This is a genomic window from Shewanella sp. SG41-4 (assembly GCF_014164505.1).
GTDB lineage: Bacteria > Pseudomonadota > Gammaproteobacteria > Enterobacterales > Shewanellaceae > Shewanella.
In genome coordinates, this window is record NZ_JACJFI010000017.1 from 1 (window position 1) to 25,070 (window position 25,070).

General features: G+C 41.3%; 26 protein-coding genes. 1 reads left to right on the forward strand and 25 read right to left on the reverse strand.

Annotated features, from left to right (window positions below):
* Positions 1–194: 194 nt before the first annotated feature.
* The 19 genes from glmS to H5202_RS03280 form a co-directional block, all read right to left on the reverse strand.
* On the reverse strand, positions 195–2,024 hold the full coding sequence (glmS, locus tag H5202_RS03190; protein WP_182770776.1) for a glutamine--fructose-6-phosphate transaminase (isomerizing): 1,830 nt from the start codon (positions 2,022–2,024) through the stop codon (positions 195–197).
* Between the two features lie 37 nt (positions 2,025–2,061).
* The gene (locus H5202_RS03195) at positions 2,062–2,832 is read right to left on the reverse strand and encodes a DeoR/GlpR family DNA-binding transcription regulator (RefSeq protein WP_182770777.1); all 771 of its coding nucleotides are present in this window, start codon (positions 2,830–2,832) and stop codon (positions 2,062–2,064) included.
* Positions 2,833–2,984: 152 nt separating this feature from the next.
* A complete protein-coding gene (glmU, locus tag H5202_RS03200; protein WP_182770778.1) occupies positions 2,985–4,349 on the reverse strand; it encodes a bifunctional UDP-N-acetylglucosamine diphosphorylase/glucosamine-1-phosphate N-acetyltransferase GlmU in 1,365 nt (454 codons plus the stop codon).
* A 148-nt stretch (positions 4,350–4,497) separates the two neighbouring features.
* Positions 4,498–4,926 carry a F0F1 ATP synthase subunit epsilon gene (locus H5202_RS03205; RefSeq protein WP_123882273.1) on the reverse strand — a complete coding sequence of 143 codons (429 nt, stop codon included), beginning with the start codon at positions 4,924–4,926 and terminating at the stop codon, positions 4,498–4,500.
* A 36-nt stretch (positions 4,927–4,962) separates the two neighbouring features.
* Positions 4,963–6,354 carry a F0F1 ATP synthase subunit beta gene (atpD, locus tag H5202_RS03210; protein ID WP_101087346.1) on the reverse strand — a complete coding sequence of 464 codons (1,392 nt, stop codon included), beginning with the start codon at positions 6,352–6,354 and terminating at the stop codon, positions 4,963–4,965.
* Between the two features lie 35 nt (positions 6,355–6,389).
* Complete coding sequence (atpG, locus tag H5202_RS03215) at positions 6,390–7,250, reverse strand: F0F1 ATP synthase subunit gamma (protein ID WP_101087347.1); 861 nt, start codon at positions 7,248–7,250, stop codon at positions 6,390–6,392.
* 53 nt (positions 7,251–7,303) lie between these two features.
* The gene (gene atpA / locus H5202_RS03220; protein ID WP_182770779.1) at positions 7,304–8,845 is read right to left on the reverse strand and encodes a F0F1 ATP synthase subunit alpha; all 1,542 of its coding nucleotides are present in this window, start codon (positions 8,843–8,845) and stop codon (positions 7,304–7,306) included.
* 14 nt (positions 8,846–8,859) lie between these two features.
* Positions 8,860–9,393, reverse strand: coding sequence for a F0F1 ATP synthase subunit delta (gene atpH / locus H5202_RS03225; protein WP_101087349.1), 534 nt, complete (start codon positions 9,391–9,393; stop codon positions 8,860–8,862).
* Between the two features lie 16 nt (positions 9,394–9,409).
* Positions 9,410–9,880, reverse strand: coding sequence for a F0F1 ATP synthase subunit B (gene atpF, locus H5202_RS03230; RefSeq protein WP_101087350.1), 471 nt, complete (start codon positions 9,878–9,880; stop codon positions 9,410–9,412).
* 37 nt (positions 9,881–9,917) lie between these two features.
* On the reverse strand, positions 9,918–10,169 hold the full coding sequence (gene atpE / locus H5202_RS03235; RefSeq protein WP_011639455.1) for a F0F1 ATP synthase subunit C: 252 nt from the start codon (positions 10,167–10,169) through the stop codon (positions 9,918–9,920).
* A 65-nt stretch (positions 10,170–10,234) separates the two neighbouring features.
* A complete protein-coding gene (gene atpB, locus H5202_RS03240; RefSeq protein ID WP_124729122.1) occupies positions 10,235–11,029 on the reverse strand; it encodes a F0F1 ATP synthase subunit A in 795 nt (264 codons plus the stop codon).
* Between the two features lie 12 nt (positions 11,030–11,041).
* The gene (locus H5202_RS03245) at positions 11,042–11,425 is read right to left on the reverse strand and encodes an ATP synthase subunit I (RefSeq protein ID WP_182770797.1); all 384 of its coding nucleotides are present in this window, start codon (positions 11,423–11,425) and stop codon (positions 11,042–11,044) included.
* Positions 11,426–11,650: 225 nt separating this feature from the next.
* Positions 11,651–12,532 (reverse strand): ParB/RepB/Spo0J family partition protein, encoded by an 882-nt coding sequence (locus tag H5202_RS03250; RefSeq protein ID WP_182770780.1) that lies wholly within the window; start codon positions 12,530–12,532, stop codon positions 11,651–11,653.
* A 9-nt stretch (positions 12,533–12,541) separates the two neighbouring features.
* Positions 12,542–13,330 carry an AAA family ATPase gene (locus tag H5202_RS03255; protein WP_182770781.1) on the reverse strand — a complete coding sequence of 263 codons (789 nt, stop codon included), beginning with the start codon at positions 13,328–13,330 and terminating at the stop codon, positions 12,542–12,544.
* A 62-nt stretch (positions 13,331–13,392) separates the two neighbouring features.
* Positions 13,393–14,013, reverse strand: coding sequence for a 16S rRNA (guanine(527)-N(7))-methyltransferase RsmG (gene rsmG / locus H5202_RS03260; RefSeq protein WP_182770782.1), 621 nt, complete (start codon positions 14,011–14,013; stop codon positions 13,393–13,395).
* Between the two features lie 112 nt (positions 14,014–14,125).
* Positions 14,126–16,015 carry a tRNA uridine-5-carboxymethylaminomethyl(34) synthesis enzyme MnmG gene (gene mnmG / locus H5202_RS03265; protein WP_182770783.1) on the reverse strand — a complete coding sequence of 630 codons (1,890 nt, stop codon included), beginning with the start codon at positions 16,013–16,015 and terminating at the stop codon, positions 14,126–14,128.
* 471 nt (positions 16,016–16,486) lie between these two features.
* Positions 16,487–16,927: an FMN-binding protein MioC gene (gene mioC, locus H5202_RS03270; protein WP_182770784.1), complete on the reverse strand. Its 441-nt coding sequence runs from the start codon at positions 16,925–16,927 to the stop codon at positions 16,487–16,489.
* 283 nt (positions 16,928–17,210) lie between these two features.
* Positions 17,211–18,056, reverse strand: coding sequence for an S-formylglutathione hydrolase (fghA, locus tag H5202_RS03275; protein WP_182770785.1), 846 nt, complete (start codon positions 18,054–18,056; stop codon positions 17,211–17,213).
* Positions 18,057–18,129: 73 nt separating this feature from the next.
* Positions 18,130–19,260 (reverse strand): S-(hydroxymethyl)glutathione dehydrogenase/class III alcohol dehydrogenase, encoded by a 1,131-nt coding sequence (locus tag H5202_RS03280; RefSeq protein ID WP_182770786.1) that lies wholly within the window; start codon positions 19,258–19,260, stop codon positions 18,130–18,132.
* A 141-nt stretch (positions 19,261–19,401) separates the two neighbouring features.
* Between H5202_RS03280 and H5202_RS03285 the strand changes: the two genes are divergently transcribed.
* The gene (locus tag H5202_RS03285; RefSeq protein WP_182770787.1) at positions 19,402–20,268 is read left to right on the forward strand and encodes a LysR substrate-binding domain-containing protein; all 867 of its coding nucleotides are present in this window, start codon (positions 19,402–19,404) and stop codon (positions 20,266–20,268) included.
* A gap of 51 nt (positions 20,269–20,319) precedes the next feature.
* Here H5202_RS03285 and H5202_RS03290 read toward each other — a convergent pair whose 3' ends face one another.
* From H5202_RS03290 to rpmH, 6 genes are all read right to left on the reverse strand, one after another.
* The gene (locus tag H5202_RS03290; protein ID WP_182770788.1) at positions 20,320–20,934 is read right to left on the reverse strand and encodes a 3'-5' exonuclease; all 615 of its coding nucleotides are present in this window, start codon (positions 20,932–20,934) and stop codon (positions 20,320–20,322) included.
* Between the two features lie 10 nt (positions 20,935–20,944).
* Positions 20,945–22,306, reverse strand: coding sequence for a tRNA uridine-5-carboxymethylaminomethyl(34) synthesis GTPase MnmE (mnmE, locus tag H5202_RS03295; protein ID WP_182770789.1), 1,362 nt, complete (start codon positions 22,304–22,306; stop codon positions 20,945–20,947).
* An 81-nt stretch (positions 22,307–22,387) separates the two neighbouring features.
* Positions 22,388–24,016 carry a membrane protein insertase YidC gene (yidC, locus tag H5202_RS03300; RefSeq protein WP_182770790.1) on the reverse strand — a complete coding sequence of 543 codons (1,629 nt, stop codon included), beginning with the start codon at positions 24,014–24,016 and terminating at the stop codon, positions 22,388–22,390.
* Positions 24,017–24,019: 3 nt separating this feature from the next.
* Entirely contained in the window at positions 24,020–24,274 is a 255-nt protein-coding gene (gene yidD / locus H5202_RS03305; RefSeq protein WP_182770791.1) for a membrane protein insertion efficiency factor YidD, read from the reverse strand.
* The gene (gene rnpA / locus H5202_RS03310) at positions 24,241–24,597 is read right to left on the reverse strand and encodes a ribonuclease P protein component (RefSeq protein ID WP_011639470.1); all 357 of its coding nucleotides are present in this window, start codon (positions 24,595–24,597) and stop codon (positions 24,241–24,243) included. The genes yidD and rnpA overlap by 34 nt, the downstream gene beginning before the upstream one ends.
* Positions 24,598–24,609: 12 nt before the next feature.
* Positions 24,610–24,747 carry a 50S ribosomal protein L34 gene (gene rpmH, locus H5202_RS03315; protein ID WP_006083827.1) on the reverse strand — a complete coding sequence of 46 codons (138 nt, stop codon included), beginning with the start codon at positions 24,745–24,747 and terminating at the stop codon, positions 24,610–24,612.
* Positions 24,748–25,070: the final 323 nt, after the last annotated feature.

The following is a 25,070-nucleotide window of genomic DNA, read 5'->3' on the forward strand; positions in this document are numbered from 1 at the left end:
CAAGGGCTTCTGAAAGTTCCATAAAAAAATCCGATAATAAAGATTATCGGATTTTCGCAGACTAGAAAGATCGGTCAACCGATCAGTTAAATTTTCTCGTTTTACCGCTTAACTGATCGGCATTAAGTCACGCGCTTGTTTTTTTCTAATTCTAACGTTATCGAGTTTTTATAAAAAACAATATAATCAACAACTTACTCAACAGTTACGCTTTTTGCGAGGTTACGTGGTTGGTCTACATCGGTACCTTTAATTAATGCCACATGATATGACAATAATTGTAATGGAATAGTGTAGATCAACGGTGCCATGAACTGATCACAATGTGGTACCTGGATAACTTTCATGGTGTCATCCGATTCAAACTCAGCATCCACATCGGCGAACACATACATTAGTCCGCCACGAGCACGCACTTCTTCAACGTTTGATTTAAGCTTTTCGAGTAATTCATTGTTCGGTGCAACCACGATAACTGGCATATCGGCATCAATCAAAGCTAATGGACCGTGCTTTAACTCACCAGATGCGTATGCTTCTGCGTGAATATATGAAATCTCTTTTAGCTTTAATGCACCTTCCATCGCGATTGGGTATTGATCACCACGACCTAAGAATAATGCATGTTGCTTGTCGGCAAAGTCTTCTGCTAATTCTGCAATTGCATCATTTAAGCCAAGCGCTTGTTCCACTTTAGCTGGCATTGATAACAAGCTTTGAGTAATAGCGGCTTCCATATCGCTGGACATGCCATTATGACGACCAATAACTGTTGTTAACATTAACAAGCCAGCAAGTTGTACAGTAAAGGCTTTAGTTGATGCAACACCAATTTCTACGCCAGCTTTCATCATGTAAGCCATGTCAGATTCACGCACTAACGATGAACCAGCTGAGTTACAGATAGTTAAGGTGGCTTTGTAGCCCATTTCTTTTGCTAGGCGCATTGCAGCTAACGTATCCGCTGTTTCACCAGATTGTGAAATCGTCACTAATAAGCTATTTGGGAACAGGTGCGACTTGCGGTAACGGAATTCAGATGCAATTTCGACGTTACATGATACGCCAGCCCAATCTTCTAACCAGTAACGCGCAGCCATACCAGCATGGTAACTGGTACCACAGGCAATGATTTGCACGTGTTTAATGTCTTTTAAAAATTCAGCGGCATTTTCACCAAAGGCTGAATCTAAAACCTTACCACCCGCAATACGACCTTCTAAAGTATGTGCAATGGCGGTTGGTTGCTCATAAATCTCTTTTAACATGTAATGACGGTATTCGCCTTTGTCACCCGCATCATGAGTCACTTCCGACTCTTTCATTTCGCGCTCAACGGCGTTGCCATTAATATCAAAAATTTTAACTTCACGGCGCGTAATTTCGGCGACATCGCCTTCTTCTAAAAAGGCAAATGAGCGCGTTACAGGTAGTAATGCTAATTGATCTGAGGCAACAAAGTTTTCACCTAAACCATAACCAATGACTAATGGGCTACCGCTACGGGCAACAACCATGCGTTCGCTATCACGACGGTCGATAACAACTGTACCGTAGGCACCTTCAAGCTGTTTTACTGTCGCTTGTACTGCCACTAATAAGGTAGCAGCAGTCTTTAGTTCATGATGAACAAGATGACAAATAACTTCGGTGTCTGTGTCAGATGAAAATACGTAACCTAAACCTTTTAGCATCTCACGCAATTTACTGTGGTTTTCAATAATACCATTATGAACAACGGCAATATCACCTTCAGATAAATGTGGATGCGCATTGCGTTCGCTTGGCTCACCATGAGTAGCCCAACGAGTATGGGCAATACCAGTGCCACCACTTAACGGTGCAGCATCTAGTGCAGACGACAACTCTTGTACTTTACCAACGCGGCGAGTACGGCTTAACTCACCTTGATGGATAACAGCAACACCCGCTGAGTCATAACCACGGTATTCTAGACGACGTAAGCCCTCTACTAAAATTTCTGCAACATCCCTTTGCGCTACTGCGCCTACGATTCCACACATGTTAGTTGTTTCCTTTACTGTTTCAATTTAATTTTGTTTACTTAGTGTATGGCGCGAGTATGACTCTGACGCCATGCGCTGAAATAGTGTTAACGGCTTCTTGGGTGATGTTGTCGTCGGTAACTAAGACATTAACCACATCCCAAGGTAATTCTAGATTAGGGATCCGCCGTCCAATTTTAGTCGACTCTAATAGCACTACCACTTCACGAGACATTTCAGCCATTACTTTACTTAAGCCGGTTAGTTCGTTAAATGTGGTAGTGCCACGATCCAAATCGATACCATCGGCACCGATAAAAAGTTGATCGAAATTATATGACCGCAATACTTGTTCTGCTACTTGGCCCTGAAAAGACTCTGAATGAGGGTCCCAGGTGCCACCGGTCATCAATAATGTCGGCTCATTTTCAAGTTCATGAATGGCGTTTGCCAATTGCAGTGAATTAGTCATCACCACCAAGCCGCGCTTGTCATTAAGCTGCTGAACAATTCCGGATGTAGTGCTACCACTGTCGATGATGATCCGGTTATGGTCGCGGATCAACTCAGCGGCTTTAGCGGCAATCGCTTGCTTGTTTAAAGACAGTTTATCATTGGTAATTTGAGTCATTTCTTGAGGTAAAGGCACCGCCCCACCATAACGTCGTAACAATAGCCCATGAGTTTCAAGCATGGCTAAGTCTTTGCGAATAGTGACTTCAGATGTGGCAAATAGAGTAGCCAGTTCATCGACACTGACTTCGCCTTGTTCATTAACCAATTTGATGATCGAATGGCGACGTTGTTGGGTGTTACGTTTAGTCATTAAGCTTAATATCTTTCACATAAGTTTCGAAGCGAAAGATATTTTAGCATCAAATGAAACTTTATCTAGAGTTTATCGCTCAAAAGTTGAAATAAAAGTACAAAAAAACCTCTGAAATCTGCAGAGGCTTTTAGATTTTAGAATATTTAAGCTTATTTTTTTATTTTAACAGGACGTTGCCAACCGGTAATATGGCGTTGTTTAACACGAGTAATGACCAGTTCATTTTCAGCAACATCTCTGGTGATAGTTGAGCCAGCGCCTAAAGTTGCATTTTTACCTATGGTAACAGGTGCAATTAACTGAGTATCACTACCGACGAATACGCCATCTTCAATGGTAGTAATAAACTTATTAGCACCATCATAGTTACAGGTAATAGTACCGGCACCGATATTAACCCCTGCACCAATTTGTGCATCGCCTAAATAGGCTAAATGACCAGCTTTAGAACCTTTACCTAATACACTCTTTTTAATTTCAACAAAGTTACCAATATGAGCATCTTCTTTAAGCTCTGCCCCTGGGCGTAAACGAGCAAAAGGTCCAGCACTGGCAGCGTGTCCAAGCTTAGCGCCTTCAACGATTGTATAAGGTTTAATTTCTGCATTATCGGCAATGTCGCAATCAATCAAAATCGCGCCAGCTCCAATTGTCACGTTATTACCTAAGGTGACTTTACCTTGAAAAATAACGTTAACGTCAATCATCACATCCATACCAACAGTCACGTCACCACGAATATCAATACGAGCAGGGTCGCGTAAATTAGCGCCTTCAAGCATCATTTTTTCTGCAGCACGGGCTTGGTAAGCTCGCTCTAACTGCGCAAGTTGTACGCGGTTATTAGCGCCTTCGACTTCGATAGCAGATTGTGGTTGTGAGGTGGTAATTTCAACACCATCAGCATTAGCCATCGCGATAATGTCAGTTAAATAGTATTCGCCTTGAGCATTATTATTAGATAAACGATTTAACCATGCTTTTAACTGCTTACCGGGTACCGCCATAATGCCGGTGTTCACTTCGTTAATAGCTAACTGCTCAGCGTTAGCATCTTTTTGTTCAATAATTCCTACTACTTTACCCTGTTCACGAACGATACGACCATAACCGGTAGGGTTAGGTAAATTAACCGTCAAAATAGCAAGACCATTAGTAGGACGAACAGCCAATAAAGCTTCTAAGGTCGATTGTTGAATTAGCGGCACATCACCATAAAGAATCAATACTGTATCGTCGTCGTTAATATTTGGGTTAGCTTGGGCAACGGCATGGCCGGTACCGAGTTGTTCTGCTTGCAATACCCAATTTAATGCTTGCTCACCTAAAGCCGCTTGTAATTTATCTGCACCATAGCCATACACTAACTGAATAGCCGATGAACCTAAAGAATTGGCAGTATCGATAACGTGTTGCACCATACTTTTATGGGCAATGGGATGCAGCACTTTAGGCAGATCTGAGCGCATCCGAGTTCCTTTTCCTGCAGCTAAGATCACAACATTTAACGACATTGAGCATTCCTTTATTGAACAGATAGAGATTTGCGGTCATTTTAGCGGAATATCAACCAAAGGGAAAACAAAGGCGCTAAGTTAGCCAGTAATAGGCAATAAAAAAGGCGACTCGTTAGAGCCGCCTTTTAAGCGTCAAATAATCAGATTATCTGGTGATATTTTTCTTGATGCATTCAACAACACGTAATTGAGCCATAGATTTGGCTAATTCGATTGCAGCAGCTTCATAATTGAAGTCAGAACCGGCATTAGCAATTGCTTGCTCTGCACGTTCTTTGGCTTCTAAAGCAGCTTTCTCATCAATATCATCGGCACGTAATGCTACATCAGCAAGCACTGAAATTGCAGTCGGTTGTACTTCAAGTAAACCACCTGATAAATACAACACTTCTTCACTGCCATCTTGCTTGATAAAGCGCGCCATACCAGGCTTGATTTTTGTCAGTAACGCAACATGGTTAGGCATAATACCTAACTCACCTTCAGCACCATTAACTTCTAAAAAGCTAACTTGGCCATGGAAGATGCTGTTTTCGGCACTAACAATATCAAGTTGGACTGTTTTGGCTGCCATCAAGTTCTCCTTAAAGAACTAAGCTTTACGGCCTAGTTATTTCTTTTTGTTAGCTTTTTCGACAGCTTCATCGATTGAGCCAACCATGTAGAACGCTTGCTCTGGGATGTGATCGAACTCACCTTCCAAGATACCCTTGAAGCCACGAATGGTGTCTTTAAGAGAAACGTACTTACCTGGAGAACCAGTGAAGACTTCTGCTACGAAGAAAGGTTGAGATAAGAAACGCTCAATCTTACGTGCTCGGAATACCATGGTTTTGTCATCATCTGACAATTCATCCATACCCAAGATAGCAATAATGTCTTTCAGCTCTTTATAACGCTGTAATACAGTTTGTACACCGTTTGCAACATCATAATGCTCTTGACCAACAACCTGTGGATCTAATTGACGTGAAGTCGAATCCAATGGGTCAACGGCTGGGTAAATACCCAAAGAAGCAATTTGACGAGACAATACAACAGTCGCATCTAAGTGAGCGAAGGTTGTAGCTGGTGACGGATCAGTTAAGTCATCCGCAGGTACATATACTGCTTGTACAGAAGTAATCGAACCAGACTTAGTTGAAGTGATACGTTCTTGAAGAACACCCATCTCTTCAGCTAGTGTTGGCTGATAACCTACTGCAGAAGGCATACGACCTAATAGTGCAGACACTTCAGTACCCGCTAGGGTGTAACGGTAAATGTTGTCCACGAACAACAATACGTCACGACCTTCATCACGGAACTTTTCAGCGATACTCAGGCCAGTTAACGCTACGCGTAAACGGTTACCTGGAGGCTCGTTCATCTGACCATAAACCATGGCTACTTTGTCTAATACGCCTGAATCTTCCATCTCGTAGTAGAAGTCGTTACCCTCACGGGTACGCTCACCAACACCAGCGAAAACAGAAAGACCAGAGTGAGCTTTAGCGATGTTGTTAATCAGTTCCATCATGTTGACTGTTTTACCAACACCAGCACCACCGAACAGACCGACTTTACCACCTTTAGCGAAAGGACAAACAAGGTCAATAACCTTGATACCCGTCTCTAACAGCTCAGTTGAATTTGACTGATCTTCGTATGAAGGGGCTGCACGGTGAATAACATAACGTTCTTCTTCACCGATAGGACCCGCTTCATCGATAGGCTCACCCAATACGTTCATAATACGGCCAAGGGTTGCAACCCCTACCGGAACAGTAATTGGTGAACCTGAGTTTGCTACCTCTAGACCACGACGCAGACCATCAGAAGAACCCATAGCGATGGTACGAACAACACCACCACCTAGTTGCTGCTGAACTTCCAGCACCAAACCATTACAGGCGCCTTCACCAGTGATCTTCAGAGCGTCATATACTCGAGGTACAGAATCTTGTGGAAACTCTACGTCCACAACCGCGCCAATTACTTGGACAACAGTACCTGTGCTCATGATTAATCCTCTAAACTTGATTTCGTTACCTAAACCTAAACCGCTGCAGCGCCTGAAACAATTTCCGACAGTTCTTGCGTAATCGCAGCCTGACGAGCCTTGTTGTAGACGAGTTGCAAATCATCGATCATTTCGCCAGCGTTGTCTGTTGCCGCCTTCATAGCTACCATACGGGCAGCTTGTTCAGAGGCAATATTTTCAACAACACCTTGATATACTTGAGACTCTACATAACGAGTTAACAATAAGTCCAAAACTTCTTTTGGATCTGGCTCGTAAATATAATCCCAAGGATAACTAGCTACTTCTTCATCTGACTTAGGTAAAGGTAGCAGCTGTTCGATCACCGGAGTCTGGGTCATTGTATTAACAAACTTGTTAAAAACAATGTACAGACGATCCAATTTACCTTCGTTGTAAGCTTTTAACATGACACGTACTGTGCCAATCAAATCAACAAGTTTTGGCGCGTCGCCTAAACCTGATGCATGGGCGGATACTTCACCACCAAAGCTTTTAAAAAACTGAACAGAACGGGCACCAATTGGGCAAAACTCAACGTCTGCACCTTGTTCTTTCCATTTTTTAACGTCTGACACAACCTTTTTAAAGAGGTTGACGTTCAAACCACCACAAAGGCCACGGTCGGTTGCTACAACAATGTAACCAACCCGCTTGGCATCTCTCACCTCTAAATAGGGGTGTTTATACTCGAGAGTACCTTGCGCTACGTGACCGATCACCTTACGCATATTTTCTGCATATGGACGGCTTGCTGCCATGCGTTCCTGCGCTCTGCGCATTTTGCTGGCGGCTACCATTTCCATAGCGGAAGTGATCTTCTGAGTATTTTTAACACTCGCGATCTTGGTTTTAATCTCTTTAGCGCTGGCCATCTCTACTCTCCAATCTGGGACCTGAGGTGCCTAATGACACCCCGTGTTCATTATTACCAGGTTTGGGTTTCAATGAACTTGTCCATGCCTGCCTTTAACTCACCTTCGATATCAGCGTTATAATCGCCAGTAGCATTGATGGTGTTCATTAGGTCAGCATGTTGACTGTTCATGTATGAAAGCAGAGAGGCCTCGAAGCGACCGATTTCATTTAAAGCAACACCTTTAAGGTAGCCTTTTTCAGCTGCGAAAATAGACACAGACTGGGCAGCAACGCTCATAGGAGCATATTGCTTTTGCTTCATTAATTCGGTTACACGCTCACCATGCTCAAGTTGAGCACGAGTTGCATCATCTAAATCAGATGCAAACTGTGAGAACGCAGCAAGCTCTCGATACTGTGCAAGTGCAGTACGAATACCACCTGACAGTTTCTTGATGATTTTAGTCTGCGCAGCACCACCAACACGAGAAACTGAAATACCTGGGTTAACTGCTGGACGTAGTCCTGAGTTAAACAAATCAGTTTCAAGGAAGATTTGACCATCTGTAATAGAAATTACGTTAGTCGGTACGAACGCTGATACATCACCAGCTTGGGTTTCAATAATAGGTAAAGCGGTTAACGAACCCGTTTTGCCTGTTACTGCACCTTTAGTGAACTTTTCTACATAATTCACGTTTACGCGTGAAGCACGCTCTAATAAACGAGAGTGTAGATAAAAAACATCACCTGGGTATGCTTCACGTCCTGGTGGACGCTTCAATAGTAATGAAATTTGACGGTAAGCAACTGCTTGCTTAGACAAATCATCATATACGATTAAAGAATCTTCACCGCGGTCACGGAAGTATTCACCCATAGAACAACCAGAATATGGCGCTAAATATTGCAGTGCTGCAGCTTCAGAAGCTGATGCAACAACAACAATAGTGTTAGCTAATGCACCATGTTCTTCAAGCTTACGTACTACGTTTGCGATGGTAGAAGCTTTCTGACCAATGGCTACATAGACACACTTAATGCCTGATTCTTTCTGGTTGATAATTGCATCGATTGCCATCGCTGTTTTACCAGTCTGACGGTCACCAATAATCAATTCACGTTGACCACGACCAATAGGGATCATGGCATCAACGGCTTTATAACCAGTTTGAATTGGTTGTGATACTGACTTACGTTCAATAACACCAGGGGCAATCACTTCAACAGGAGAGAAACCATCGTTTTCGATAGGTCCTTTTCCGTCAATAGGCTCACCTAGAGTGTTAACAACGCGGCCAAGTAGACCACGACCCACAGGTACTTCAAGAATTCGACCTGTGGTTCTTACTTTATCACCTTCTGCTAAATTAGCATAAGGCCCCATTACTACGGCGCCGACAGAATCACGTTCTAAATTCAACGCGATTGCAAAACAGCCACCAGGCAGTTCGATCATTTCACCTTGCATTACATCGGCTAGGCCGTTAATGCGAATGATGCCGTCACTTACTGCAACGATTGTACCTTCGTTGCGAGCTTCACTAACGACGTCGAACTGCTGGATCCGCTGCTTAATCAGATCGCTGATTTCAGTGGAATTCAGTTGCATGCTCAAACTCCCAATTACGACTGCAGCTTTTCAGACAAACGCGATAACTTACCGCTTACCGAGCCATCAATGACTAGGTCGCCTGATTTAATAATTACACCGCCAATAAGCGATGCGTCGATGCTGCAATTCAGCTTAACTTTGCGTGCGAGACGTTTCTCTAAAGAAACACTAATTTGCTGCTGTTGCTCAGAGCTTAGCTCAGTAGCAGAAACCACATCGGCCTCAACTTCTTTTGCCCACTCATTACGGTATTCAGCAAAAAGTAGCGATACTGTTGACAGTATCCCTAAACGACCGTTTTCAGCCATTACCTTTATCAGGTTTTGACCTTGCTCATTGACTTGCTCACCGCATACTTTTATAAACAGTGAGGCAAGTTGTGTACTCGCAAGAGTACCATTAAGCAATGGCTTTATTGATTCGTTTTCACTTACCAATGAAGCGAAAGTTAACATTTCTGTCCAACTTTCTACTGCTTTATGCTCAACAGCAAAATCAAAAGCTGCCTTTGCGTAAGGGCGAGCGATGGTGCTTAATTCAGCCATAACTCAACTCCCTTAATCAAATTTCAGCAACAAGTTTATTAACTATGTCACTGTGGGCTTCTGGATCTATCACGCGTTCAAGAATTTTCTCTGCACCAGCTATTGCTAGTAGAGCAACTTGCTTACGCAAATCATCTTTTACGCGATTACGTTCGTTTTCAATTTCTGCTTGACCCTGGGCGATAATTTTAGCTCGCTCAGTTTGTGCTTCAACTTTAGCTTCTTCAACGATTTGAGCCTTACGCTTATTAGCTTGCTCAATAATTTCGTTGGCAGTTACTTTTGCTTCTTTTAGTTGCTCAGTAGCTTTAATTTGTGCTAACTCTAGATCTTTTGCTGCACGGCCGGCATCAGCCAGACCATCAGCAATTTTCTTCTGGCGTTCTTCGATGGCATTCATCAACGGAGGCCATACAAACTTCATGCAAAACCACACGAAGAGAATAAAGGCAACCGTCTGACCGAATAGGGTAGCGTTGAAATTCACAACAGCCTCCTAGTTAGATTAAAGACAGAAGCATTAGTTAAAGCATTGCACCCAATGGGTTAGTAAACAGCATAAATAGCGCAATACCTACACCAATCATAGTTACGGCATCTAAAAGACCCGCTACGATGAACATTTTAACTTGTAACATAGGCGCCATTTCTGGCTGACGAGCTGCACCTTCTAAAAACTTTCCACCTAAAAGGCCGAAACCAATAGCTGTTCCTAATGCACCCATACCAATGAGTAGAGCAACAGCAATTGCCGTCATTCCTAATACAGTTTCCATATCTATCTCCAATATTCTAAATCGTTGTTATTAATGATTTAGGTCAAAAAATTTTTCGGTTACCCTTAATGATCTTCATGCGCCATGCTTAAATAAACAATGGTCAACATCATGAAAATAAATGCTTGTAAAGTAATAACTAAAATATGGAAAATTAACCAACCTAGTTGTAATCCTACACCTAGAGCAGATAACGCCATGTTAGAACCGTACATCAATGCAATAAGGATAAATATCAACTCACCAGCGTACAAGTTACCAAATAGTCGTAGAGCCAATGAAATCGGCTTCGCAACTAGAGTCACTGTTTCTAATAATAAGTTGACGGGTATCATTGCCCAATGGTTAAAAGGCTGAAAAGTTAGTTCTTTAACAAAACCTGAAACACCTTTGACTTTAATGCTGTAATAAATAATCAGCACAAACACACCAAGAGCTAAGCTGAAGGTAATGTTAACGTCTGTAGTCGGGACAACTTTTAGGTATGGGACACCAGCTAATAAAGCCAATGAAGGTAACCAATCGACTGGGATCATATCCATGAAGTTCATCATGAAAATCCAGACGAAAATTGTCAGAGCTAAAGGCGCAATAACAGGATTGCGGCCGTGAAAAGTTTCTTTCACACTGCTATCAACGAACTCAACAATGATCTCGACAAAACATTGAAATTTGCCAGGAACGCCTGTGGTCGCTTTTTTGCCGGCACGGTAAAACAGCCATAAGAACAACATTCCAAGCCCAACCGAAAAGAGCAACGAATCAATGTTCCAAGTCCAAAATCCTTCACCAACGGTTAAATTGGTAAGGTGATGTTGGATATAGCTCTGCTGTGTCATTTCTTCACCAGTTGCAGACATGATTCATCCCACTTAACTTTGCTTGAAATATAAAGGTGCTATCCAATGTACAACTAACACTAATGAGTAACAGGTAAAAAGCGGCATAAATCCAACTTTTAGATTGATAAACACTAACGAAAATAATGCAATGGTTAATAGCATCTTTACCGCTTCCCCCCAGTAAAAGCTTTTAATCACTTTTGCTGCAGAGCTTGCCCCACTATGTGAGAAAGCTAGGGTTGCGAATACAAAATTAGGAAGTACAGCAATTACGCCACCTGCTAGTGCAGATAGGCCATACTGTGCTCCCCACATAACGAAAAATAGCATTGAAATAATACTCGCGACCGCAGCTTGTACCAGCACTAATTTATAGGCTGCTAACCTGCCACGACGCGCTAAAACATTACCCAACTTCATATCTCCGCATTATTGCCTTTCGCGATCCTAATGTTAAATTTAATATATTAAACTAGCCTTAAGATTCAAAAAGCCTGCAAAGTATACCTTTTCGCGCTTTGTTTGCAACTTTGATGATAGTAAAACAACGATTTTACGCACGATTCAGCGCTAAATAATCAAAAACTTAAATTAGACCTCTGTCACAAACTTACTAATGAAATCGGTTTGTTCCACATTTTATCGAATTTTACTTAAAATCCCGTCTAATTCAGCTAGATTCTGGTAATTTATTACAATTTTGCCTTTACCTTTACTGCCATGATTGATGGAAACCTTGGCACCGAGTCTTTCAATTAACTCTTGTTCTAAACGACTAACATCATGATCTTTAGCTGGTGTTTCGACGTCTTTAGCCGGATTGAGTGCTTTATTGACTAATCGTTCAGTTTCTCGAACAGTCATTTCTTTTGAGGCTACTAATCGAGCTAGATTTGTCTGTTCATCGCCTTCTATAGCCAATAAAGCCCGCGCGTGGCCCATGTCGATATCACCGTTTTCTAACAAACGTTTAACAGGCTCATTCAGGCTATTTAAACGCAATAAATTAGACACACTTACACGCGATTTACCAACAGCATCAGCGACTTGTTGGTGTGTTAATTCAAATTCTTCTAATAAACGTTGCAAAGCAATGGCTTCTTCCATTGCATTTAAATCTTCACGCTGAATATTCTCAATTAGCGCGATAGCGACCGCCGCGTCATCTGCGACTTGCTTTACAATACACGGTACTTTATCTAGTTTGGCTAATTGAGCTGCACGCCAACGACGTTCTCCGGCAATAATTTCATAATTAGTTGCAGAAATTTTACGAATAACAATAGGTTGTATAATACCTTGGGCACGTATTGATTCAGCCAGTTCTTCTAGTGCTTCTGGCGACATATCTTTACGGGGTTGATATTTACCTGGCTGTAATAAATCAAGATCGAGATGAAGTAAGTCATTAAGCGTTGCTGATTGCTGCTCTTCTGCTTGATCATTTTTACGACTAGCAGCATTACTGTGGCTTAATAAGGCATCCAAGCCTTTACCTAAACCGCGTTTTTTTAAGGTCATTTTTGTATCCTACGCTTGTTTGGGTTGAGTTTGCTGTTCTGCACGACGGATTATTTCTCCTGCTAGAGCTAAATAAGCTTTGGCTCCGGCACTTGATTTGTCGTAATACATGGCAGGAGCACCAAAACTAGGTGCTTCAGCTAAACGAACATTTCGCGGTATGACAGTACGATACACTTTCTCACCAAAATGCTGCTTGAGTTGATCTGATACATCATTAGATAAACGATTTCGTGGATCATACATAGTCCGCAAAATGCCTTCTATGCTCAATGTAGGGTTAACCATGGCGCCTAGCTTGGTAATAGTCTCAATTAACGCCGTTAAGCCTTCTAGTGCATAATATTCGCATTGCATTGGCACAAGTACTGAATCAGCGGCAGACATAGCATTTACAGTTAACATATTGAGCGATGGCGGACAGTCAATAAAGATAAAATCATAATCATCTTTGATCGGTGCTAATGCGTTACGTAAACGGATCTCACGCGCATAAAATTCCATTAATTTAATTTCAGCTGCAGTGACATCACCATTACCAGCGATCAAATCATATTTACCGATAGTATTTTTAATCACTATTTCGGCAAAGGGTTTTTCTTCGACTAATAATTCATAAGCGGTGTTATCGACTTCATATTTATCGACACCACTGCCCATTGTTGCATTACCTTGAGGATCTAAATCGATCAACAACACTTTACGCTTTGTGGCGGCAAGTGATGCGGCTAAATTAACGCAAGTTGTTGTTTTTCCAACGCCACCTTTCTGGTTGGCTACGGCAATGATTTTACCCACAATGTCATCCTGTCTTAAATTTATTGATGTCCGGTTAGCTTAATTAGCGAAAGAAATGCACGTTATTGCTTAGCAATTTTTAATAAATGTCGCTGTTCATCTAACTTTGGTACATGCAATACAATGGTTTCTACCAACGAAAAACCTGTTGGCATCTGTTGTAATTCTTGCTGATTTAACTGGCCTTTTAACGCATAAAAAGTGCCTTTCTCTGTCGGTAAATGATGACACCAACTGAGCATATCTTGAATCGATGCAAATGCTCGGCTTAACACACCATCAAATTTAATCTCTGGGTTATAAGCTTCAACACGACTTTCTACCGAAGTAATGTTATTAATTTTTAATTCAAATTGAACCTGTTTTTGAAAACGGATCCGTTTACCTAAACTGTCTAATAACACAAACTGCTTATCTGGATTCATAATGGCCAACGGGATCCCAGGTAAACCAGGGCCAGTTCCCACATCAATAAAACGTTGCCCTTCAAGATAAGGAGAAACGGTTAAACTGTCCATAACATGACGGATTAACATTTGCTCAGGATCGCGAACGGCAGTGAGATTATAAGCTTTATTCCATTTATCAAGCATTTCAACAAAACCTATTAATTGTTTTTGTTGTAATTCCGTGGCTGACATATTCATTTCAGCTAAATAGGTTTTAAGTTGGGCAGATAACACAGAAAGCCTCGTAGGTTGCATGATAAAGACGGCAGTTATTATGAAGCCGTAAAAGCACTAAGGGAAGCCTTATGGCTTCCCTTGTGGTATTGAGTTGAAAAAATAACTACATTTATGCGATTTTTCGCAATAAACCTCGTTTTTTCAAATGTACTAGCAAAATTGAGATTGCTGCTGGAGTAATACCTGAGATCCGCGATGCTTGTCCAACGGTGTCTGGTTTATGACTATTCAGTTTTGCGATCACTTCATTTGAAAGACCTGGAACTTCTTGATAATCCAGATCAAGTGGCAATAATGAGTTTTCATGACGAATAGCTTTATCAATTTCATCTTGCTGGCGCTGAATATAACCTGAGTACTTAACTTGAATTTGCACTTGTTCAGCAGCTTGTTGATCATCAAGTCCAGGACCAAAACCTTCTAATGACATTAGCTTCGCATAATCCATTTCAGGGCGGCGTAGCAAATCTTCAAATGATGCTTCACGCGAAATTGGGGTGTTTAATTGTGGATTAAGTACACCCAACAACGCTGAATTAGGGTGAACCCATTGGCTGCGTAAACGCTGAAGTTCTAATTCAATCGACTCTCTTTTGGCAATAAATGATTCCCAGCGTTTATCATCAACCAAGCCTAGTTCACGGCCTTTCTCTGTTAGTCGTAAATCGGCATTATCTTCACGTAGCAATAATCGATATTCAGCACGACTGGTAAACATGCGGTACGGTTCTTTTGTACCTAATGTTGATAAATCGTCAACTAAAACACCTAAATAAGCTTCATCACGACGTGGACACCAAGCCGTTTTACCTTGAACTTGCAGTGATGCATTCATCCCTGCAAGTAAACCTTGAGCTCCAGCTTCTTCGTAACCGGTAGTGCCATTAATTTGTCCAGCGAAATAGAGTCCTTCAATGGCTTTGGTTTCTAATGAATTTTTAAGATCGCGTGGATCAAAGTAATCATATTCAATAGCATAGCCAGGACGCATAATTTCTGCGTTTTCCATGCCTTTAATTGAACGAACTAAATTTAACTGTACATCAAACGGTAAACTAGTTGAGATACCGTTTGGATAAATTTCATTAGTACTTAGGCCTTCAGGTTCAATAAATATCTGATGTGACGACTTGTCTGCAAAACGATGGATTTTATCTTCGATAGACGGGCAATAACGTGGTCCGATCCCTTCTATAACGCCTGAGTACATTGGGCTACGATCTAGTCCTCCACGAATAATGTCGTGGGTTTTCTCATTGGTATGAGTGATAAAACATGAAACCTGTCTTGGATGCTGACTAACATCACCAATAAATGACATTACTGGTAGTGGTCTGTCGCCTTTTTGCTCAGTCATTTGTGTAAAATCAATGGTATTAGCATCAATTCGTGGTGGCGTTCCAGTTTTTAAACGGCCAACACGGATATTTAATTCACGTAAACGATTAGCTAATGCAATTGCTGGTGGATCACCTGCGCGGCCACCACTGTAATTCTGCATACCTATATGGATTTTACCACTTAAGAATGTACCTGTTGTTAATACAATTGCTGGTGCTTCGAAAGCTAAACCCATTTGTGTTACAACACCAACAACTTTATCGTTTTCAACAACTAAGTCATCAACAGCCTGTTGGAAAATACGTAAATTAGGTTGGTTTTGTAAAATATGTTGGATTTTTTGACGATATAACGCTCTGTCTGCCTGGGCACGTGTTGCACGAACGGCTGGTCCTTTGCTTGAATTTAATGTTCTAAATTGAATACCTGCAAAGTCAGTGGCTGTTGCCATTGCGCCACCTAAGGCATCAATTTCTTTTACCAAATGCCCTTTGCCAATTCCGCCAATAGCAGGATTACAAGACATTTGCCCAAGTGTGTCGATGTTATGGGTCAACAATAATGTTTTTGAGCCCATTCTTGCAGCGGCAAGTGCTGCTTCAGTTCCGGCATGACCACCACCAACAACAATTACATCAAACCGTTCATGAAAATGCATTATCTGACCTTTGATAGCTAAGAAAGTTAAATTCGAATTTAATCTGTTTTCGAGTGGATCATTTTAGCACTTGCTTGTCTTAACGTGAACGATCATTTTTCACTGATTGATCAAGATGCGGTTTGCTTAATAGATCTTAAGATCTTTATATAGATCTTTTTATTATGTTTATTATTAGGATCGGGCTTTTCTGTTGATAACTCATATTTTCCTTTTTAATTATGGGCTTAGTGATAAACTAACCTGTGATCTGATCGCGATCAAACTCAAGATAACTTGGGGATAGATCGGGTAGTTATCCACAAGGGTGATCATTGAGCAGATCGGACTGTGAATAGTACAGAGTTATGATCGCTAAAAATAATAGCTTATCCACAAACTTATACTAATAAATAACATATTGTGGATAAGTTAGATCTAATCTGTGAGTTGATCATGACTTATGCAGATATTGATCGGATTTATATATGCTTAAATAAGATGTTGCCATTGTAATAACCAAGCTAAGGCGGGTTCTTCCGGTATTGGATCTCGTTGAACATCAATTTGGATCTTATCCACAATAGCTTTAGATCCATGTTGTAAAAGTAGTGCGGTTATTTTTTCAGGTCCTTGGCAGAAAGTATCGTAACTTGAGTCACCAATTGCACATAAAGCAAACTTTATATGCTTGAGATCGGGTATTTCGATCATTAATTGCTTATGAAAAGGTACTATATTGTCGGGAAGATCGCCTGCTCCATGAGTAGAACATACAAGGATCCACACTGGAAAATCTGCTAATTCATCTATATTAGGCTCAATAAATACCTCTGTTTGATGCTCTAACTCAGCAAGTTGAGCTGCCATTTCATCGGCAACATATTCTGAACCGCCTAATGTTGTGCCTACTAATAATGCTATTTTTGCCATCTTGACTCCTAATTATCTGTATTTTCCAATGACTACACATCTGTATTGATCATCATGGGGCGATGTATTTGGCTATTTTACTCGTTCAATTGAGATTAATGTTGGCTTATTTGTGTTTATAAGAGGCTATATCTGTACAAATTAGTGTGCTGTAGACGTTTTTAAGTGCTGTTTTTAGGCTTTATTTATTCGTTAACATGAGTTTTTAATATTTTTTGCATAAAAAAACGAGCCATATAAGGCTCGTTTATTTGGGCTTATTACAGCTGTATTATCTGAAAAGTTAACTTAATGACAAATGTTTTGCATGAAAATATAGATGATCTTCAATAAAGGTTGCGACAAAATAATAGCTGTGGTCATAACCTGGCTGCATTCTCATTTCAAGCGGATAACCTTTGTCTTTAGCCACATTAACTAATGCTTGTGGTTTTAACTGCTCGTCTAAAAAGTTGTCATTACTGCCTTGGTCCACCAGCGCGGGCACAAATTTTTGGCTATTGGCCATTAACTCGCAACTGTCATATTGTTTCCATTGCTGATGATCATCACCCAAATAGCCACGGAAGGCTTTTATTCCCCAAGGGCAATCCATTGGATGACAAATCGGACTAAATGCCGATACGCTGTTGAATAAATCTGGATTTTTCAATGCGATGGTCATAGCCCCGTGTCCACCCATTGAATGACCACTAATGCTGCGTTGGTTTGTGACGGGAAAATGAGCTTCAATTAATGCTGGCAGTTCGCTGACGACGTAATCATACATTTGATAATGCTGATTAAATGGTGGTTTGGTGGCATTAAGATAAAAGCTTGCACCTAAACCAAAGTCATAAGCGCCGTCGGCATCATCCGCGACACCTTCTCCTCGTGGGCTGGTATCGGTTGCGACAATAGCCATGCCTAATTCGGCTGCTATGCGAAGAGCTCCCGCTTTTTGCATAAAGTTTTCATCGGTACAGGTGAGCCCTGACAACCAATATAAAACTGGTACTTTTTGGCCTTCGGCTTGTGGTGGTAAGTAAATAGCAAACCGCATGGTGCAATTAAGCGCACTTGATTGATGACTGTATTGTTTATGCCAACCACCAAATGCTTTGGTACTGCTGATACTTTCAATGGTCATTATGTGTCCTTATTTGTCAGAAGGCAGCTAAGTCGTTTTACACTTAACTGCATCTGTCATGATAAATTAAGCGTTATTTGGCAAAGTGGATCACGCTGCGAATGCTTTCACCTTTGTGCATTAAATCAAATGCATCGTTAATACCTTCAATACCCATGGTGTGAGTAATAAAGTGGTCAAGTTTAAATTCGCCTGCTAAGTATTGTTCAACAATACCTGGTAACTCGCTACGTCCTTTTACGCCACCAAATGCACTGCCGTGCCATACACGACCAGTGACTAACTGGAATGGACGGGTTGATATTTCTTGTCCGGCACCGGCTACACCAATAATGACTGACTCGCCCCAACCTTTATGACAACACTCTAATGCACTGCGCATTACATTGACGTTACCAATACATTCAAATGAGAAATCAACACCACCGTCGGTCATTTCTACAATCACTTCTTGAATCGGCTTATCAAAGTTTTTAGGATTAATACAGTCGGTTGCACCTAACTTTTTGGCTAGTTCGAATTTAGATTCATTAAGGTCAATGCCAATAATTCGACTGGCGCCAGCCATTGTGGCACCAATAATTGCCGATAGACCAATACCGCCTAAACCAAAAATTGCGACAGTATCGCCTTTTTGAACTTTAGCTGTTTTCAGTACTGCGCCCATGCCGGTTGTCACGCCACAACCTAATAAACACACTTCTTCTAATGGTGCTTCTTTACTGACTTTTGCTAATGAAATTTCCGGTAAAACAGTGTACTCAGAAAATGTTGAGCAACCCATGTAATGAAAAATGGGTTGGCCATCTTTAAAGAAACGCGTGGTACCGTCTGGCATTAATCCTTTGCCTTGAGTTTCACGAACTGCACTGCAAAGGTTGGTTTTTCCTGAAGTACAGAACTTACATACCCCACATTCTGCTGTGTATAACGGAATAACATGATCGCCAACTTGTACGCTAGTAACACCTTCACCAATCATATGAACAATGCCGCCACCTTCATGCCCAAGAATGGCTGGGAATACCCCTTCAGGATCGTCACCTGAAAGCGTGAAAGCATCGGTATGACAGACACCTGATGCCACAATACGTACCATTACTTCTCCCGCTTTTGGGTACATTACGTCGACTTCTTCTACCGATAATGGCTGGCCAGGTCCCCAAGCAATAGCGGCTTTTGATTTAATAAATTGTGCTGACATAAATGACTTCCTTAACATTAACGACCATGGTCAACATGGCTAATAGATATGACTACAGTGTAGTGTATTTAGCTATTGTATTTGTTTATCATAGAATGATAATTAGCTTATTTAGCAAATGACTTTTACGAGAATGTAATAATGATGAAGTGGGAAGGCATTTTTGAATTTGTGGCCGTCGCCGAAACAGACAGTTTTACCTTGGCAGGTAAGCGTTTGAGTATTTCTACTGCGCAAGTGAGCCGACAAATCAGTCAGCTTGAAAATCGTTTAAACACCAAATTATTTTATCGTACCACCCGTAAAGTATCGTTAACCGAAGAGGGTACGGTTTATTATCAGCATTGCCGCCAAGTATTAAACAGTCTTGATGAAGCAGAACGGGCTATTTCAAGCTTAAAAGATAAGCCGCAAGGACTTATTAGAATTACTGCGCCAGTGACTTACGGTGAAAAGTTTATCATGCCGATAGTCATTGATTTTATGCAGCAATATCCAGACATTGAAGTTATTTGTGAGCTAACTAATCAACAACTTGACTTGGTGGACGGTGGTTATGATTTGGCTATTAGGCTAGGGCGGTTAACTAATTCAACCATGATGGCAAAGCGACTTACGAGTCGAAGCCAATATGTTTGCGCCGCCCCGAGTTACATCGCTAAATACGGTACGCCTTATGCGTTATCTGAGTTAAGCCAGCATAATTGTTTAATTGGCAGTCAGTCGCATTGGCATTTTGTTGAACAAGGTAAACCCAAGACGATAAAAGTGCATGGTTCTTTAGCTTGTAGCAGTGGCTTGAGTTTATTAAATGCGGCTATTTGTGGTTTGGGTATAGTGCAGTTACCCGGATATTACGTCAATGATGCTATAGCAGAGGGGGAATTAGTGGTATTACTGGCACCTTTTCAACAACCTAAAGAAGGTATTTGGGCTTTGTATCCGCATAATCGCCATTTATCACCCAAAGTGAGATTACTGGTCGATAAGCTATCTCAAGAGTTGTAACTATAATCTGTTTATCTCGATCTGATTTTAATCATACAAGTTAACAAGCATCTAGCTCATTGTTCGCAAATAACGCGCTATTTGAGCTTTTGGAAGGCTGGATATTTTAGTGATTATATCAATGGTAATAGCTTGTTTGGGCAGTTGTTGCTGCAACACTTCTATTTGATGTAACCACAAATGGCTGGTCATAGTTGCATCGGCTAAAGCGCGGTGAAACACCCCTTGATTGGGTAATTGATGGTAATTAACCAAGGTGCCAAGTTGATGATTAGGCGCATCTTGGCTTATTCGCCTTGATAATAATAACGAGCAAGCAAACTGACCTGTGTAATGGAGTTTGCTATGACTAAATTCAGCATCGAGAAACTTTTTATCAAAGCTGGCATTGTGTGCCACCAAATTAAAACCATCAATAAACTTGGCAAACTGCCCCATAACTTGTTTGGACGCTGGGGCATGTTTGAGCATATCGTTGCTAATACCTGTGTATTGCTCAATAAAGCTATTGACTCGCCGACCCGGATTAATCAGTTCCTGAAAAGTATCGACTATTTGACCATTAACTAACTTAACTGCACCAATTTCTATGGCTCGGTCACCGTTATCTGGTGATAGTCCTGTGGTTTCAAAATCGAGCACCACAACCTGGTTAGCGAGTGTCATCAATTTACACCTATTTACCAATACAGAATGAGCCAAAAATCTTGCCCAATAGATCATCTGAGGTGAATTTACCGGTGATTTCAGATAAAGCCATTTGTGTCATGCGCAGTTCTTCTGCCAGTAACTCTCCGGCTAAATACACTTCAAGCTGTTCTTTACCCAGTTGTAAGTGATTTGCGGCAAGTTCGAGTGCTTCTAAATGACGACGGCGGGCAATAAAACCACCTTCTAAGTTACTTTGGTAACCCATTAATGATTTAAGGTGCTGCTTTAATTCATCAACGCCTAAACCTGTTTTGGCTGATATCCGATAAACACTGTAGCCTTGTTCTTCGGTGTTATCTAAGGTCTCACCGGTTAAATCCGCTTTATTTCGTACTACCGTTACCCCTAGCTTTGCTGGTAAGCGGTCGATAAAGTCGGGCCAAATTTCGTGAGGATTAATAGCATCAGTTGTGGTGCCATCGACCATGAATAAGACTCTATCGGCACTGGCTATTTCGGCCCATGCGCGTTCGATACCTATTTGTTCAACCGTATCGAGAGTGTCTCGTAACCCAGCCGTATCGATAATGTGCAGTGGCATACCGTCTAAGTGGATATGTTCCCGCAATACGTCACGAGTTGTGCCGGCAATTTCAGTTACAATGGCCGACTCTTTACCGGCTAATGCATTAAGTAAGCTTGATTTACCAGCATTAGGGCGGCCGGCTATTACAACTTTCATTCCTTCACGGATGATTGAACCTTGTTTGGCGCTGGCTTGTACTGTGTCTAGTTTGCCGATGATTTTATATAACGCGTTGGCAATTTTACCATCTGATAGAAAGTCGACTTCCTCATCGGGGAAATCAATCGCAGCTTCCACATATAAGCGCAGATTGGTGACTTGGTCGACAAGCTCATGGACTTCTTTTGAAAATTCACCTTGTAGTGATTGCAACGCACTTTTTGCTGCTTGTTCACTGGTGGCATCAATTAAGTCAGCAATCGCTTCAGCTTGAGTTAAGTCGAGTTTATCGTTCATAAAGGCTTGTTCGCTAAATTCACCAGGCCTAGCAATACGAATACCGTCTATTTCCATGACTCGCTTAATTAGCATGTCGAGCACTATTTGACCGCCATGGCCTTGCAGTTCTAGAACATCTTCGCCGGTAAATGAATTTGGTCCTTTAAAAAATAGCGCAATCCCTTGATCAATCACCTGACCGTCAGCATTGTTAAAATCACAATATTCTGCGTAACGCGTTTTTGGGATGTGGCCAATAATAGCTGTCGCTACATTAGTCGCTAAACCACCAGAAATACGAATGATACCTACGCCACCTCGTCCCGGGGCGGTGGCTTGTGCCACAATAGTGTCTGTTGTCACGGTATTACCTATAAAATTGATAAAGGAAAAGGCGGCTAATCAGCCGCCTTTTTAATCAGTTATACAACATTGAGCTTAGGCTTATTTTATGCCATTTTTCTCAAGGCCAGCATAAATAATTTTCTGCTGTGTGATTGCAACTAAGTTACCCACTAACCAGTAAAGTACAAGACCGGCTGGGAACCACAAGAAGAATACGGTAAAGATAACTGGCATCCACTGCATCATTTTCACTTGCATTGGATCCATTGTTGGTGCTACCGGTTGCATTTTCTGCATCAAGAACATTGATAAGCCCATTAACAATGGCAATACATAGTATGGATCTTGAACCGATAAGTCAGTAATCCAAAGCATGAATGGCGCGTGACGTAATTCATAGCTTTCTAAAAGTACCCAGTATAAGGCGATGAAAATTGGCATTTGTAACAGAATAGGTAAGCAACCGCCCATAGGGTTTACTTTTTCTTTCTTATACAGCTCCATCATCGCTTGACCCATCTTTTGACGGTCATCACCAAAGCGTTCTTTCATCTCAGTCAATTTAGGCTGCAGATTACGCATTTTGGCCATAGAGGTATATTGCTTTTTAGTCAGCGGATATAGACCACCACGGACGGTGAGGGTGATCAAAATAATCGCTACACCCCAATTGCCCACAAATGATTGATAGAACATCAATAACCAATGGATTGGAATGGCTAACCACCATAAGAAACCGTAATCAACAACCAAGTTTAAGGTTTCAGAAATAGCTGAAAGCTCTTTTTGGTTTTTAGGGCCAACATAAAACTGCGAGCTAATTTCTTGAGTCGCGCCAGGAGCAATATCATATACTGCACCACGGAAACCAATATTAGCCATTCCACCAGCACTCATACTTGAGAAAATGGTGTTTGAATCTGTTGCAGGCGGAACCCAAGCCGACACAAAGTAATGTTGTAGCATTGCAGCCCAACCACCCAGTGTTACTTTTGCAAGGTTTTTGTCAGCCATATCGTCAAAGTTATATTTCTCATAACGAGTATCTTGAGCCGAGAAAGCACCACCACGATAAGTTGGCATCATCATGCTGCTTTCTGATTCTTTAATCGTTTGCTTAATTTGACCATACATTTGCACTTGTAACGGTGCAGCTGAAGTATTGTTAATGCTGTAATCTACTCCGACATCATATTGACCACGGGTAAACGTAAAGGTTTTTACGTAGGTGATACCGTTGTCTGCTGTATAAGTAAATGGCACAGTTAATGTGTCTTTACCATCAGCTAAAGAATATGAATTAGTTTGCACACTATAAGCTGCTCGACCATTTGCACTGCTATCAATACCATCACGACCAATAAGTCCGCTTTGGGCGATATAAGTGAAATTGTCCTTTTGCTCTAAAATGACAAATGGATCACTACTGTTAATTTCGCGTTTATGTTCCACTAATGCGGCATAAACTATGTCACCACCAATCGGGCTGATTTTAATATCAAGCTGATCAGTTTTAACGCTAATAAGGTTTTTATTTGCAGGTAATTCTACTGGTACACCAGAGATATCTGCTTCTGGAACGTCAGCACTGTGTTGCGAGGCGGCGTTAGTTTGAGTAACAGTTTGAGTTGCTACTGGTTTTGGTGCTTTATCTGTCTGCCACTGTGTCCACATTAAATAGCTGACAAACAGTAAACCGATTAGCAATATATTGCGTTGAGATTCCATAGCCTATTTATTACACCTGTCATTTTTAGGGGGGACGGGATCACTACCGCCGGGATGTAAAGGGTGACATTTTAATATGCGTTTCATTGCAAACCAACTACCTTTCAGTGTTCCATGTGTTTTTATTGCTTCTATAGCATAATAAGAACAAGTTGGATTGAACCGACAACGCGGTCCCAATAAAGGGCTGATAATAATTTGGTAGCCACGGATAACCGTGGTTGCTAGCCATTGTAACGGCGACTGAGTTTGCGCCATAGCTTTTCTATTAATTTGTGTAGTTCTGCATTTTCCATTTCCATCACGCCATTTCTGACTAATACAACGATATCAATATCTGGGATGTCGTGTTGATGTAAACGAAAACTATCTCTTATCACACGTTTAATACGATTACGTTGGTTTGCACGTTTGACAAAACGTTTGGCCACAGTTAATCCTAAACGAGGATGTTGCTCTGAATTTGGAATTGCGAGCAGAGTTATTTCAGCAGAGGATGCTTTGATTGGATTGGAGAATACAGATTTAAATTGCGCGGGAGTTAACAAACGTAACTCCCGCGAAAAGGTATAGCTAGTCACCTAGTTATCTACTTACGCAGATAAACGAGCGCGACCCTTCGCACGACGACGTGCAAGGACCTTACGGCCGCCTACAGTAGCCATACGAGCGCGGAAGCCGTGAGAACGCTTGCGCTTCAGGTTGCTAGGTTGAAAAGTACGTTTACTCATTATGGCAATCCGTCTTTGTTAGTGAATTTACCTTAGCTCCAACATTAGAGGTAAGGGCAAAAAAGAGGCCGAATTGTAATCACTTTAAGTACTGTCGTCAATAACGAAAGTACTAATATAATAAATTTCTGCCAATCTTTATTTGAAGCTACCAAGCATTAAGCACCAGAAGATGTGGATAAGTCTGTGTACAGACACTATATCTTGTGGATCTTTCATTGTTTCAGTAGATCAAAGAATCGCTATTATAGATCAAGGTGGATCGGTTAATAAAGCTGGATTTGCTTGAAATTTGCAATTAATGGATCGATTTTGATCTTCGC

Coding starts and splice junctions, on each gene's coding strand:
- atpE (WP_011639455.1), bottom strand. CDS start 10,169: ATGGAAACTGTATTAGGAATGACGGCAATTGCTGTTGCTCTACTCATT.
- atpG (WP_101087347.1), bottom strand. CDS start 7,250: ATGGCCAGCGCTAAAGAGATTAAAACCAAGATCGCGAGTGTTAAAAAT.
- atpB (WP_124729122.1), bottom strand. CDS start 11,029: ATGTCTGCAACTGGTGAAGAAATGACACAGCAGAGCTATATCCAACAT.
- glmS (WP_182770776.1), bottom strand. CDS start 2,024: ATGTGTGGAATCGTAGGCGCAGTAGCGCAAAGGGATGTTGCAGAAATT.
- H5202_RS03290 (WP_182770788.1), bottom strand. CDS start 20,934: ATGACACTCGCTAACCAGGTTGTGGTGCTCGATTTTGAAACCACAGGA.
- glmU (WP_182770778.1), bottom strand. CDS start 4,349: ATGTCGTTAAATGTTGTGATCTTAGCTGCAGGAAAAGGAACTCGGATG.
- yidD (WP_182770791.1), bottom strand. CDS start 24,274: ATGGCGCAAACTCAGTCGCCGTTACAATGGCTAGCAACCACGGTTATC.
- atpD (WP_101087346.1), bottom strand. CDS start 6,354: ATGAGCACAGGTACTGTTGTCCAAGTAATTGGCGCGGTTGTGGACGTA.
- H5202_RS03280 (WP_182770786.1), bottom strand. CDS start 19,260: ATGTCAGCACAATTTATTAAATCAAAAGCCGCTATTGCTTGGGGACCT.
- atpH (WP_101087349.1), bottom strand. CDS start 9,393: ATGGCTGAATTAAGCACCATCGCTCGCCCTTACGCAAAGGCAGCTTTT.
- rpmH (WP_006083827.1), bottom strand. CDS start 24,747: ATGAGTAAACGTACTTTTCAACCTAGCAACCTGAAGCGCAAGCGTTCT.
- H5202_RS03205 (WP_123882273.1), bottom strand. CDS start 4,926: ATGGCAGCCAAAACAGTCCAACTTGATATTGTTAGTGCCGAAAACAGC.
- atpA (WP_182770779.1), bottom strand. CDS start 8,845: ATGCAACTGAATTCCACTGAAATCAGCGATCTGATTAAGCAGCGGATC.
- mioC (WP_182770784.1), bottom strand. CDS start 16,927: ATGGCAAAAATAGCATTATTAGTAGGCACAACATTAGGCGGTTCAGAA.
- H5202_RS03195 (WP_182770777.1), bottom strand. CDS start 2,832: ATGACTAAACGTAACACCCAACAACGTCGCCATTCGATCATCAAATTG.
- fghA (WP_182770785.1), bottom strand. CDS start 18,056: ATGACCATTGAAAGTATCAGCAGTACCAAAGCATTTGGTGGTTGGCAT.
- H5202_RS03285 (WP_182770787.1), top strand. CDS start 19,402: ATGATGAAGTGGGAAGGCATTTTTGAATTTGTGGCCGTCGCCGAAACA.
- H5202_RS03250 (WP_182770780.1), bottom strand. CDS start 12,532: ATGACCTTAAAAAAACGCGGTTTAGGTAAAGGCTTGGATGCCTTATTA.
- mnmG (WP_182770783.1), bottom strand. CDS start 16,015: ATGCATTTTCATGAACGGTTTGATGTAATTGTTGTTGGTGGTGGTCAT.
- yidC (WP_182770790.1), bottom strand. CDS start 24,016: ATGGAATCTCAACGCAATATATTGCTAATCGGTTTACTGTTTGTCAGC.